The organism is Alistipes muris (genome assembly GCF_943193205.1).
Lineage (GTDB): Bacteria > Bacteroidota > Bacteroidia > Bacteroidales > Rikenellaceae > Alistipes > Alistipes muris.
The window spans coordinates 112,705-126,596 of the sequence record NZ_CALPDD010000004.1 but is presented as its reverse complement, the minus strand read 5'-3'; the positions used below and the strand labels follow the sequence as shown (position 1 = coordinate 126,596).

The following is a 13,892-nucleotide window of genomic DNA, read 5'->3' as shown; positions in this document are numbered from 1 at the left end:
CCAACCATGAAACGAACCATAAAGAACCTGCTTTGGGCGGCTGCGGCCGTGCTGGCTTCCTGTACCGACGGAATCGAGGTCCCCGGACCCTCGGGCGAGGGCTTCGAGGGGGTGGACCAGACCTGCGGCTATGTCCGTAACCTCGACGAACCGCGTTCGACGACGACGCTCGAACTGCGCAACGGCAAGCCGGGCACGACGCAAATCTACTTCGGTATGACGCGCCCCGCGGCGAAGACCATGACGGTGACTTTTGCCTACGACGAATCGGCGCTCGCCGCCTACAACCTCGCCCACGCAACCTCGTATGAACTCTATCCGGCCGACGCCGTGTCGTTGCAGGCGGGCGGACGTGTGCTGGTGACGGCGCAGTCGCAGCGCTCGTCGGAGATAACGGTGACCGTCGAAGCGGCGCCGGCAGCGGCCGAGGGCCGGACCTATGCCGTGCCCTTGCGCGTGACCCCCACGGACGCCTCGATCCGGATGGCGCCGGGCGAAGACGTCTACATGCTGCTCGTGAAGGACATGGGCGACATTCCCGATGCCACGAAACCTTCGGGCATCAAGATAGTGAGCTGCATGGAGGTCAACGAGACCAATCCGCTCAACAACCTGGAATTCACGCTCAAGAACAGCGGCAAGATGCTGGTCGACATCGTGGTGCTCTTCTCGTCCAACATGAACTACGACGCGAAGACCGGGCGGGTCTACATCTCCAACAACGAGAACATCCGTCACCTGCTGGACAACCGCGAGAAATACATCAAGCCCTTGCAGCAGCGCGGCATCAAGGTGGTGCTGAGCATGATGGGCAACCACGACCGGGCCGGCGTGGCGGGGCTGGCCGACGAGACGGCGCGCGCATTCGCCCGCGAACTGAAAAACTTGTGCGAAGCCTACGAGCTGGACGGCATATTCTGGGACGACGAGTATTCGGACTACGCAGAGGGTCCGGGCTTCGTCTATCCGGCGTCGGGCGCTGCGGCGGCGAGACTGATTTACGAGACCAAGCAGGCGATGCCCGACAAGCTCAATATCGTCTATATGGCCTACATGGGCGATTATATGGCCGGAACCTACCGCCCGGGACGGCTCTACAACCTCCCCGACGTGGACGGCCGTCCCTCGGCCGAATGGGTCGACTACATGCTCAACGACTACCGCCACGAAGACTTGGTTACGGGCTATCCGGTGCAGCGGCTGGGCATCTACCCCGAGGAGTATTTCAAGGACGTCTTCAACCTCATTATCGCGGGCCAGGACGAGTACCAGCAGATGCTCGACACCGGGTGCCAGGTCCACATGATTTTCGCCATGGACCCCACGCGCGCCAACTTCTCCCAGCCCAATCCCAACCGGGTGGGCTGCCAGCTGGAGTCGATGCGGAACATCGCGTCGCGGCTTTTCGGCGACCAGCTGGTCTGGTCCGGCAAGACCTACGCCAAGGACTGGTAGCCCCGGTCGCTGTATGAAAACGAACACCAAATTACACACCTAAAACTTAAATCAAAATGAAAAAGTATCTGATTCTGCTTGCTTCGGCAATGCTCGCATGGTCGTGCGGCGATGACAAGAACGTGGACGAACCGCAGAAACCCGAACCGCCCGTGACGGAAGCGGCCATCTCGCTCAGCGCGACGGAGTATGCTTTTGCCGCGGCCGGGGGTACGTCGGACGAAATCACGGTGACGTCGAGCGGCGCATGGGAGCTCATCGGCGACGACAAGGTATTCGAGCCGTCGGCCAAGTCGGGCGAAAACGGCGACAAGGTGACCTTCACCGTAGGCGTGAACCCCCAATCGGAGGAGCGCACCGGGACTTTCCAGTTCCTGTGCGACGGTGAGATCGCCGAGCTGACGCTCACGCAGTCGGGCGGAGACGAGCTCACTATCGAGACGCGCGAATATGCGGCACCCGTCAAGGGCGGCAGCATCTATGTTGAGGTCAAGGCTTCGGGTGCCTTTGAATACACCGTCGAGGAGGGGGCCGACTGGCTGACCAAACCGACGGCCGCTTCGGCTGCCGCTGCAACTCCGGAACGTGCGGAGTTGGTGGCCGCCGCCAACGACACGGGCAAGGCCCGCCGGGCGACCGTTACTTTCACGCTGGGCGAAATGTCGGTCGACGTGGTGGTGACGCAGGCGCAGAACGACGTGCTGAAAGTAGCCGAGGGAACAGAACTGAGCTATGAAGTAGGCAAACCCGCCGAGACGGTTTCGTTCGCGTTCGAGGCCAACTTCAAGCCTGCGGTCGCTGCTTCGGCCGATTGGATTACCGTAGGCGAACCCGTGGCCGCTTCGGCCGAGGAGGGTGTTGCGGCCTATACGCTCAACATCGAAGTGGCCGCCAACGACGGCGAACCGCGCGAGGGTAAGGTGACCATTGCCCATCCGGAGAATGCAGAACTCAATTTGGAGGTTACCATCAAGCAGGACGGCGAGGAGCCGCTGCCGGAGGGTGCGGTGCGTATTCCCGATGCCAACTTCCGCGCGAAACTGCTGGCGCTGGGTTATATCGAGAGTGACGCCAGCGAGGTTTGCAAGGTGCTTGATGATGGAACGACGATTCCTGTGATGAATGTCAGCAACTGCCAGATTTCGGACTTGACGGGAATAGAGGTGTTCACGAATATCACGACGCTTAACGTGTCCGGCAATCCGTTGGCCCGTTTGGATTTGTCCAAGAATCCGAATATCACTAATTTGAGTGTTAATAATGTGCAAAATCTGACGTATGCTGATTTGGGTGAAATGAACCTTTCGTGGTTCGATCCCCGCAATTTGATGTCAACATCGTTGACGGTTATTTCAAGGGGCAACGTCAAGGAGCTTGAAATCAATGGAGCCATGACTGAGATTGACCTTTCGCAGTGTTATAACATTACCACAATCAAGCTCAACGGCTGTTCGAGCCTGGCCGGTACGGTAGACCTGCGTAATTGTGCGGCAATCAAAAATTTGGGGCTGAATCTCTGCTCGAAACTGGAAAAAGTGATTTTGCCTAAATCGGTGGCGGGCCAGTTGACACCTACTGGAACTTATAACGAAAATCTTGAGATAACTTACGAATAACCCCGAATCTTTGCAATACCCGATGACCCCGGCCCTCCTCAGGAGGGCCGGTTTTTTTGTGCGAATCGGAAATATTATATATTTCCGCGGGGCGGAGCGGGAAAAATCCGGAGCAAAAAATTTGCGGGAATAACAAAAAACGCTACCTTTATTTTTCATTCGGACGCGATACCGCCATGAACCGCACACCCAAGAATTCCCCCCCCCACGGGCTGGAGGAGGTCTACGCGAAATACAAACCGTATTTCGTGCGGATCGCCGTGTCGTATGTGCGTGACCGAATGGCGGCCGAAGACCTCGTCGCGGACACTTTTCTGAAAGCCTGGGAGAACCGCGCGGAGACGACGCCCCGCAACCTGCCCGCCTACCTGCTGACGATGCTCAAGCGCAAATGCCTGGACCATCTGCGCGATAGGGCCATTCACCTGCGGATTCATCAGGACCTCCACCGGACCGAGCAGCGGGTGGTCGGCGAGCGCGTCGCACGGCTCGAAGCCAACGACCCCCAGAACCTCATGATGACCGAAGCGCTTGCCATCATCGAGCGCGAACTGCGCCGGATGCCCGAACAGCGGCGCCGGATTTTCGTGGCCCATCGTTACGAAGAGATGTCCTACCGCGAAATCGCCGCCGTGTACGAGCTTTCCGAGGGTCAGGTGACCTATGAACTCCGTGCGGCGAAAGAGACGCTGAAAGCCGCGCTCAAGGATTATCTTCCGCTCGTCGGATTGCTTCTCAGCGGCCTTTGAGAAGCCGGAAAATTCCCTTCCCGAATTATTAAAAATATTTATTTGCAGGATTTTGCGATTTTTTTCGCAAATCCCGCTTCGTTGTGCGTCAATATAGCGATTATGGAGAAAGAGACATTGTATCGCTATGTGGCGTGCCAGGCATCGCCCGAAGAGGAGACGGCCGTACTGACTTGGCTGGATGCCGACCCCGCACACGAATCCGAGCTTGCCGAGGTGCAGCGCCAGCACGATCTGGTGGCCATGAGCGCCCCGGTCATCAACGAGCTCTATGCCAAGGACCGCACTTTCCGGCTCGGCCGGGCCCTGCGTCGTTGGAGCGCCGCTGCGGCCGCAGCCGTTCTGCTGGCGTTCGGCGGCTATAATTTTCATGTCGCGCGGGATTTCTCGCAGCGCGGCGAACAGCTGCTGACCGTGTCGGTGCCCTACGGACAGCGTGTCAATCTGACTTTGCAGGACGGCACTTCGGTGTGGCTCAACGCCGGAACGACGTTCCGTTATCCGGCGCTTTTCACGGGGCGTGAACGCCGGGTGGAAATCGACGGCGAAGCGCGGTTCGAGGTGGCGCACGACGCCAGGCATCCTTTCATCGTGGAGACCTACGCCTGCGACGTGGAGGTCCTGGGTACCAAATTCAATGTCATGGCCGAGGAGCGGAACGGCCTTTTTGCCACGGCCTTGTTCGAGGGGTGTGTCGCCGTGACGAACCGCATCGTTCCCGGCGAGCGGCTGATGCTGGAACCCGACGAAGTGGTGACGCTCGAGGGCGAACACCTGTGCCGGGCGATGATCGGCAGCGACGAGGAATACATGTGGACGAACGGAATCATCGGGCTCACGGGCCAGACGTTCGCCGAGCTGATGCACCGCTTCGAGAAGACTTTCGGCGTGACGATCCGCATCGAGCGCGAACCCTCCATCCGCATCGGACAGGGTAAAATCCGTCAGTCGGTCGGCATCGACAATGCGTTGGAGGTGCTCCGGCGCTTCGGCGATTTCGAGTACGTGAAAGACGAGCAGAGCAATACGATAACCATCCGATAAACCAAGTATAATCCGAAAATCCGACTGCCTATGATGTAAGCCGACCTTGTTTGAAGATCGAATGACATTGCCGGAACTCCGAAAAAAATGGCCTGCACGGATAGTAGCGTATCCCGCAGGCCGGGGTTCGGGCGAATTCTCTACCTAAACCTAAAATGAACAAATTTATGAATAAAAAGATTTTCCGGCAGGCGAAAAGGGCGTTCGTGTTCCTTTTTGTGTTCGGATTGTGTCTTTGCCGGCTGCAACCGGCGGTGGCGCAGAACAGCAGCTTGCCTCAAGTGACGATCCGCATGGACCGTGTTCCGATGTCCGAAATCATGTCCGAAATCGAGCAGCAGACCAAATATCTGTTCGTCACGGGCGCGGACGTCAAGACCGACCGTATCGCCAGCCTCGACGTGACGGCGGCTCCCCTCACCGAGGCGCTGAACCGGATGGTCGCAGGCACCGACCTGAGCTACGACATCCGTTCGCTGAGCATCATCCTTTCGGTGAAAAAGGCCGAGCAGCCCGCTTCCATTACGGGCTATGTGCACGATGCAAGCGGCATGCCGATCATCGGTGCGACGGTCATTGTCCGTGACACCTATATCGGTGCTACGACCGACGCCGAGGGCCGCTTCGCCATGTCGGTTCCCGCACCTTCGACGGCTTGGCTCGAAGTGAGCTATCTGGGCTACGAGCCCCAGGCGCTCGCCATCGGCAGCCGCACTTCGTTCGACATCACGCTCCAGGAATCGGCTTCCGAAATCGAGTCGGTGGTGGTGACCGCCCTCGGTATCAAGCGTTCGGAAAAGGCGCTGTCGTACAACGCTCAGAAAATCAACGCTGAAAGCATCGTCGCTGTCAAGGACGCCAACTTCATCAATTCGCTCAGCGGCAAGGTCGCCGGTCTGAACATCAACGCTTCGTCGTCGGGCGTGGGCGGTGCGTCGAAAGTGGTGATGCGCGGCTCGAAGTCCATCGAGCAGTCGTCGAACGCGCTCTATGTCATCGACGGCATCCCGATGTGCAACTTCCGCAGCGACGGCAGCGAGGAGTTCGATTCGCAGGGCGCTTCGGAAGCCATCGCCGACCTCAACCCCGAGGACATCGAGTCGATGACCGTGCTGTCGGGTGCTGCCGCGGCGGCGCTCTACGGTTCGGACGCCGCCAACGGTGCCATCCTCATTACGACCAAGCGCGGTACGGCCGGACAGACTTCCGTGACGGTGACCAGCAACACAGAGGTGCTCACGCCTTTCGTGACGCCGATGTTCCAGACCCGCTACGGCACGGGCGACAAGCTGGCCGGAGCCACCAACGGCATCTATTCGTGGGGCGAGCGCCTTAATTCGTTCAATTACCGAGGATACGACCCCGCCGCCGACTATTTCCAGACGGGTGTCGTGGGTACCGAGACGGTTTCGTTCTCGACGGGCAACGAGCGCAGTCAGACCTACGCTTCGGCCAGCGCCGTCAATTCGCGCGGTATCATCCCCAACAACGGTTACGACCGTTACAACTTCACGTTCCGCAACACCTCGTCGTTCCTCAAGGACAAGCTCAAGCTCGACGCAGGTGCCAGCTATATCATCCAGACCGACCGCAACATGGTCAACCAGGGTGTTTATTCCAACCCGCTGGTGTCGGCCTACCTCTTCCCGCGCGGCGACGACTGGGCGGACATCAAGATGTACGAGCGCTACAATGCGTCGCGCGGCATCTACGAGCAGTATTGGCCGACGATGGGTGCCGACACCTACCAGATGCAGAACCCCTACTGGATCAGCTACCGCAACCTGCGCGAGACCCGCAAGGACCGTTACATGCTCAACGCGTCGCTGACCTACGACATTCTCGACTGGCTGTCGGTGTCGGGCCGAATCCGGGTCGACAACTCCAACAGCGACTATACCGAGAAGCTCTACGCTTCGACCAACAACCTGCGCACCGAGGGTTCGCCCAACGGTCTGTACGGCATCACCAAGACCAACGACCGCCAGACCTACGGCGACGTGATGGTCAACATCAACAAGACTTTCGGCGATGACTGGAGCCTGCAGGCCAATGTCGGCGCTTCGATTTCGGACCTCTATTCCGACGCATCGAAGGTCCGCGGTCCCATCGCCTACGGCGAGCAGACGGGTTACGACAAGGACGGCAACCCCATCTACGAGCCCAACAACATTCCGAACGTCTTCAACGTCTACAACCTTTCCAACTCGAAGACCGTCCGCGAGCAGATCGGCTGGCGCGAGCAGTCGCAGTCGATCTTCTTCTCGGCCGAAGCCGGGTTCAAGGGGGCTTATTACCTGACGGTGACGGGCCGCAACGACTGGCCCTCGCAGCTGGCAGGTCCCAATTCGGTGAATTCTTCGTTCTTCTATCCGTCGGTGGGTGCTTCGATCGTATTGTCGGAAATCATCCCGAACATGCCCAAGGACCTCTCCTATGTCAAACTGCGCGCATCCTATGCGTCGGTGGGTCTGGCTTTCTCGCGTTTCTATGCCAACCCGACCCGTTCGTGGAACGCTTCGACCAATAGTTGGAACCTCTCGTCGCAGAGCCCGCTCTACGACCTGAAGCCCGAGCGCACCAAGTCGTTCGAGGTGGGTCTGACGATGCGTTTCCTGCGCCACTTCAATTTGGATGTTTCGTACTACAACACCCGCACCGTCAACCAGACTTTCAACACGGGTATCCCCGCGAGCTCGATGTACAGCAAGGTCTACAAGCAGGACGGCGACGTGCGCAACCGCGGTTTCGAGCTCTCGCTGGGCTACCGGAACACCTGGAACCGTTTCTCGTGGGAAAGCAACTTCACGGCCAGCGCCAACAGCAACAAAATCATGCGGCTGGGCAAGGAGGTGGTCGATCCCAACACGGGCAAGGTGATTCCCATCGGCGACCTCAACGTGGGCGGCATGGGTAACGTGCGCTTCATCCTGCGCGAGGGCGGTTCGTTGGGCGACATTTACTCGCGCGCCGACCTGCGCCGCGATTCCAACGGCGACATCTACCAGGACATGGACGGCAATATCTTCGTCGACAACAAGACCCAGACCAAGGACTTCATCAAGCTGGGTTCCGTCTTCCCCGATGCCAACCTGGCGTTCCGCAACGACTTCCGCTGGCGCAACCTCAATTTCGGGTTCCTGCTGACGGCCCGCATCGGCGGCGTGGTCTACTCGCGTACGCAGGCCGTGATGGATTACTACGGTGTCTCGGAGGCTTCGGCCGCAGCGCGCGACGCCGGCGGCATCGTCTTCAACGGCAGCGACATCATCGACGCGCAGAAGTGGTACCAGACCGTGGCCAACGGCGATACCACCCCGCAGTACTATACTTATTCGGCTACGAACGTGCGGTTGCAGGAGGCTTCGATCGGCTATACGATTCCGCGCAAGCTGCTCGGCAACGTGTGCGACATCACCGTGTCGGTGGTGGGCCGCAACCTGTGGATGCTCTACAACAAGGCGCCGTTCGACCCCGAAGCCGTGGCTACGACGAGCAACTACTACCAGGGTATCGACTACTTCATGATGCCTTCGTTGCGCAGCGTCGGCTTCAACCTGCGTGTCAAATTCTAACCAAGCTAAAACGCCATGAAATTCAACATATCGAACATCAAGGCGGTCTTTGCGGTGGCGGCGCTCGGCGCGGCTTCCTGCACGGCCAACTACGAAGATATCAACCGGAACCCCTACGAGGTGACCGGCGAGGAGATGGAGCGCGACGGCTACGCCATGCGGTCGTTCATGACCACCATGCAGAGCTGGGTCGTTCCGACCGACCGCAACCAGTGCCAGTTCACCGACGTGCTGCTGGGCGGTCCCTACGGCGGGTACATTACCGACGCCAACAGCGGTTTCAACACCGGAAAGTTCTCGACCTACGACCCGCAGTCGAACTGGTCGCCGGTGTTCTACCGCGTCGTCTATACCAATGAGATGTCGAATTACTCGGAGCTGTGCAAGGTGACCGAGGACGAGAACGCCATCGCCGTGGCGAAGGTGGTGAAGGTGGCCGGCGTGCACCGTGTCTCCGACACCTACGGTCCGATTCCCTACACGCAGGTCGGCACGGGCGTCAATCCGGTGCCGCTGGATTCGGAAGCGGAGGTCTTCAAGGCCATGTTCGCCGACCTCGACGCTGCCATCGAAGTGCTGACGCGCAACCGCGCTGGCATGATTTCGACCGACGCCGACCGTGTCTACGGCGGTAACCTGGAGCGTTGGGGCCGTCTGGCCAATTCGCTCAAGCTCCGCCTGGCGATGCGTATCGTCTACACCGATTTCACCACCGAGGACGGCCGTACTCCGCAGCAGTTGGCCGAAGAGGCCGTCAGTTCGGAGCTGGGCGTGATGACCAGCAATGCGGACAATGCCATGTACTCGGGTTTCGGTAAGGACGGCAATCCGTTCTACGTCTGCTTCTTCAGTTTCAAGTCCGGTGAGGGCGACCACCGCATCGCTGCCGACATCACGTCGTTCATGAACGGTTATGCCGACCCCCGCCGCGCCAGTTATTTCAACGAGGCGACTTTCAGCGGCGGCGGTTACGTGGGTCTGCGCAACGGCATTCAGATTCCCGACGACGAGCGTATCAACAGGTATTCGCGTTATAACGTCACGGCTTCGACGTCGCTCATGTGGATGAACGCTTCGGAGGTGGCATTCCTGCGCGCCGAGGGCGCTCTGCGCGGTTGGGCGATGGGCGGCGACGCCAAGACGTTCTACGAGGAGGGTATCCGGCTGTCGTTCGAGCGCTGCGGCGTGGCGGACCAGCTGGCGGCCTACATGGCTTCGGCGGCGCTTCCGGGCAGCTATGCCGACCCGGCGTTCGGTCACGATTATACCAACCTCTCGACGGTGACGATTCCGTGGAACGATGCAGCCGATTTCGAGGAGAACCTCGAACGGATCATCACCCAGAAATGGATCGCCAATTTCCCGCTGGGTTCCGAAGCGTGGGCCGACTACCGCCGCACGGGTTATCCGCAGTTGTTCCCCGTGGTGGTCAACAACAACCCCGACATCACGAACGTGCAGTTGGGCGCCCGCCGTCTGACCTACCCATTGGAGGAGTACGAGGCCAACGGCGCAACGATTCAGGCCGCTGTGGACGAGTGGCTGGGCGGTCAGGACAAGATGTCGACCCGGCTGTGGTGGGACTGCAATCCCCGGATCCGCTAACCTATAAAACCGACAAACCATGAATTTCAATATCAGAAAACATATCCTGCCCCTCGCAGCCGTTCTTTTCATGGCGGGCTGCCACGAGGCGGTCGAACCCGAATCCATCGGGGTCAACTACGGGTCGTTCGAGCAGGCGCACCCCGAGCTCTACGCGCAGTACATGCAGGCGGTTCGGGAGTACAAGGCGGGTGCTCACAAGGCGGTGTTCGTGACGATGGACGTGCCCGAAGCGGGCGCTGCCACCACCCACCGCACGCAGCACTTCATGGCCATTCCCGACAGCGTCGATTTCATCGTGGTCAATACGCCCCGGGAGCTTTGCCGGACGCTGGTCGACGAGATGCGGCAGGTCCGCGAGGTGAAAGGGACGCGCGTTCTCTTCAACATCGACTTGCAGACGTTCGAGAACGATTGGACGCAGGTGCTCAAGGAGGACCCTTCGCTCACCGAGGAGGATGCCTTGGCTTATCTCGACGGACGCGTCGATGAGCAGATTGCGCTGGCCGACCGCTGGGGTTACGACGGTTTCATCTTCACCTACCCGGGTCTGGCCGTGGGCAGTATGCAGGGCGAGGCACTGGAAGTCTATTCCGCCCGTCAGGACGCGTTGTTCGCGCCCATCCGTGCATGGCATGAAGCCAATCCGTCGCGCTTGATTATCTTCCGCGGCTTCACCGGAGCCCTCACGGAGGCCAACATTCCGTTGCTCGAAGAGTGTGCCTACATGATTCTGTCGACCAGTAGCGTGAGGACGCTCGACGAGATGTCGTTCTCGGCTCTGACCGCCGTCAGGGTGGCAGGCGTGCCGGCCGACCGGCTCATCGTGACCGCCCAGACCACCCGTCCCGGCGACGACAAGAAGGAATTCGGTTATACCGGCATGGCCGACAGCTTCGGCAACACGATCGAGGCCATCGAGGCCTGGGCCGGGTGGACCACGCTTCCTTCGCCGGCTTACACGCGTGCGGGTCTGCTTATCGAGGACGTCCGCTACGACTACTACAACCCCGCCAAGGTGTGGGCCAAGACCCGCGAGGCCATCGGCATCATGAATCCCTCCCTCTAAAACTGAAAGCCATGAAATACAACAAATGCCTTTTGGTTCTTTCGGCGCTCGCCGCAGTCGCTTTCACGGGCTGCAAGAACGACGATCCCGACAAGCACCATTTCGACAACAAGTTCTACATTTCGTCGGCCCTCATGTCCGACGACCTGCTCATCAAGAGCGACACTCCGGGTTACACCAAGACCATCGAGTCGCGTCTGTCGATGCCCGCCGAGCAGCCCGTTGCGGTGACTATCGAAGCCATGCCCGCCGAGGTGGCCGCCTACAACATGATCTACGGCGACAACGCCGTGGTGCTTCCTGCCGAATGTTACGAGCTTTCGTCGAACGAAATCAACATCGCGGCCGGACAGGTGGCGGGCGAGACCATCGAAATCGAGTTCAAGGACATCAACACGCTCGACGGCAGCCAGCGTTACGTGCTGCCCGTGACGGTCACTTCGTGCAAGGGCGTCGGTCTGCTCGACAGCCGCACGACGGTCTATTTCGTGGCCCGTCAGGGTGCGATGATCAATGTGACGGCCAATATCGCGAACATGTATTTCCCGGTCAGTTGGTCGGCCGAGGCGCGCCCCCTTATCAGCGGTATGAAGCAGGTGACCGTCGAGGCCCTGTTGCGCAGCGCCGATTGGGTCGACGGCCGCGGCGATGCCTTGAGTTCGGTGTTCGGCATCGAGGGCAATTTCCTCGTGCGTATCGGCGACGCCGACCGTCCGCGCGACCAGCTCCAGCTGGCTACGGGTTCGGCCAACGGCGGCAACTGGCCCGCGGCCAATGCCGCACCGGGTCTTCCGGTCAACGAGTGGGTCCATATCGCCGTGGTGTGGGATGCCATCAACGGCGAGCGCATCTACTACCAGAACGGTGTGCAGGTGGCCTACTCCAACCAGGCGATGAGCGGCTCGGTCACGCTGACGGGCGACTGCTACGTCGGCAAGTCGTGGAACGACGAGCGTTATATCCCCGGTGAAATCTCCGAGTTGCGCGTTTGGAGCGTTGCCCGCACGGCCGACGAGATCGCCAACAACATCTACGGCGTCAACCCCGAAAGCGAGGGCTTGGTGGCCTATTGGAAGTTCAACGAGGGTGTCGGTTCGTCGATTGTCGACTATGCCAACGGTACGAATCTTTCGGCCGTGGGCGGCACTCCGACGTGGGTTCCCGTGACGCTTCCCGAAATCAAATAATCCCTAACAGCCATTTACGTATGAAAACCAAATATTTCAAATCCGGCATTCTTGTCGCAGCCGCATGGCTGTGCGCCGCTGCGTTCAGCTCCTGTTCGGAAGATGTGACGGTGGGCGAGTGGAACGGTGCGGAATCCATCGAAACGGGTCTCAGCCAGACGGGCGCCCTGTTGCAGGACGCCGCTTCCGGCAAGTCGAATGCTTCCGTCGAGCTTTGGACAGCGACCCATACGGCCGACCTGCGTCTGGTCTTGACGAAAGCTCCCGCCGAGGGCTTCACCGCCAGGGCCAAGGTCGACACCGAATATGACATCGCGCAGTACAACAAGGCCAACGGCACCGCCTACGAGCTCTATCCGGCCGACAAGGTGACTTTCGCCAACGACGGTCTTTTCGCCGCCGCTGAGCGTGGTGCCGAAATGACGCTCGAAATGACGGTCGCGATTGCCGAAGGGCTCGTCGCAGGCAAAGGTTATCTGATTCCCGTGGTCCTCGAAGCCGAGGGCGTGGTCCTCAAGGAGAGCCATTGCTTCTACGTGGTCAAGGACATGACTTCGATGCCCACCTGCTACAAGGGCGACGACCTGCCCAAGGGATTCCTCTTCTTCGAGGCGAACGACGCCAATCCGCTCAACGCCCTGACGTTCGAGCTCGAAAACGGCCGTCTGCTGTGGGACGTGGTCTGCCTTTTCTCGGGCAACATCAACCACCATCCCGACCGCAACGCACCGTTCCTGAAGCTCAATCCGCAGACCCAGTACTGGATGGACAACAACGAGGTCTTCCTCCAGCCCCTGCGCAAGCGCGGTATCAAGGTTCTCATGTGCGTCCTGGGCAATCACGACCAGGCCGGCGTGGGCCAGCTTTCCGACTACGGTTGCCGGATGTTCGCCGAGGAGCTCGCCCGGTTCTGCGAGACTTACAATATCGACGGCGTATGCTTCGACGACGAGTACTCGAATGACCCCGATCTCTCGAATCCTTATTACGCTGCGCCCGGTTCCGGCCGTGCCGCCCGCCTGGCCTACGAATCCAAAAAAGCGATGCCCGACAAACTGGTTGTCTCTTATTCCTACATGACGTTCAAGATCGATTTTTGGCCGACCGAGATCGAGGGGCAGAGCATTGCCGAATGGTGCGACATTGCTGTGGGCGATTACGGCATGACGACCTCGCCGCGCGGCGATATGACCGAGAAGCAGTGCTCGGGCATCTCGATGGAGTTCAACAACGGTTCGGGCGGTAATTTCTCCGCAGCCATCGCGCAGAACATGCTCAAGATCGGCAAAGGCTGGTTCATGGGCTTCGCTCCCGACCCGCTGAAGAATTACAACGGTAGTGTGTACAAGAATCATTGGCGCGATATTTTCGTTAGCCGGTTGAACAAGGGTCCCGAGAAGCTCTACGGTTCGCCGCTCAAGGCGCCGACCCATTTCTACAAGTTCGCCGATACCACGCGTTACAATTATCCCGACGACGTGCCGGCTCGCTATTCGCGTCCGGCGCAGTCCGAGTGGCCGAACTATTGATTCGATTCCGTTTCGCAGGCGGGGGCGGACCCTGCCCGCGGAACGATTTTAACCGAAAAAGAG

At 59.6% G+C, this 13,892-nt stretch carries 9 protein-coding genes; all 9 read left to right on the top strand.

Annotated features, from left to right (window positions below; translation table 11 throughout):
- The first annotated feature begins 6 nt into the window (after positions 1–6).
- The 9 genes from NFR47_RS03705 to NFR47_RS03665 all read left to right on the top strand — a co-directional run bounded on the left by NFR47_RS03705 (position 7) and on the right by NFR47_RS03665 (position 13,829).
- On the top strand, positions 7–1,455 hold the full coding sequence (locus tag NFR47_RS03705; protein ID WP_251214237.1) for a BT_3987 domain-containing protein: 1,449 nt from the start codon (positions 7–9) through the stop codon (positions 1,453–1,455).
- Between the two features lie 56 nt (positions 1,456–1,511).
- Positions 1,512–3,071 (top strand): BACON domain-containing protein, encoded by a 1,560-nt coding sequence (locus NFR47_RS03700; RefSeq protein ID WP_251214236.1) that lies wholly within the window; start codon positions 1,512–1,514, stop codon positions 3,069–3,071.
- Between the two features lie 176 nt (positions 3,072–3,247).
- Positions 3,248–3,820 (top strand): RNA polymerase sigma-70 factor, encoded by a 573-nt coding sequence (locus tag NFR47_RS03695; RefSeq protein ID WP_251214235.1) that lies wholly within the window; start codon positions 3,248–3,250, stop codon positions 3,818–3,820.
- A gap of 102 nt (positions 3,821–3,922) precedes the next feature.
- Positions 3,923–4,864, top strand: a complete 942-nt coding sequence (locus NFR47_RS03690; protein WP_251214234.1) for a FecR family protein — start codon at positions 3,923–3,925, stop codon at positions 4,862–4,864.
- A gap of 167 nt (positions 4,865–5,031) precedes the next feature.
- Positions 5,032–8,439, top strand: coding sequence for a SusC/RagA family TonB-linked outer membrane protein (locus NFR47_RS03685; protein ID WP_251214233.1), 3,408 nt, complete (start codon positions 5,032–5,034; stop codon positions 8,437–8,439).
- Positions 8,440–8,454: 15 nt separating this feature from the next.
- Positions 8,455–10,044 (top strand): SusD/RagB family nutrient-binding outer membrane lipoprotein, encoded by a 1,590-nt coding sequence (locus NFR47_RS03680; RefSeq protein ID WP_251214232.1) that lies wholly within the window; start codon positions 8,455–8,457, stop codon positions 10,042–10,044.
- Between the two features lie 19 nt (positions 10,045–10,063).
- Entirely contained in the window at positions 10,064–11,113 is a 1,050-nt protein-coding gene (locus tag NFR47_RS03675) for a glycoside hydrolase family 18 (protein ID WP_251214231.1), read from the top strand.
- 11 nt (positions 11,114–11,124) lie between these two features.
- Positions 11,125–12,300, top strand: coding sequence for a DUF1735 and LamG domain-containing protein (locus tag NFR47_RS03670; RefSeq protein ID WP_251214230.1), 1,176 nt, complete (start codon positions 11,125–11,127; stop codon positions 12,298–12,300).
- 20 nt (positions 12,301–12,320) lie between these two features.
- The gene (locus NFR47_RS03665; protein WP_251214229.1) at positions 12,321–13,829 is read left to right on the top strand and encodes a BT_3987 domain-containing protein; all 1,509 of its coding nucleotides are present in this window, start codon (positions 12,321–12,323) and stop codon (positions 13,827–13,829) included.
- Positions 13,830–13,892 lie beyond the last annotated feature (63 nt).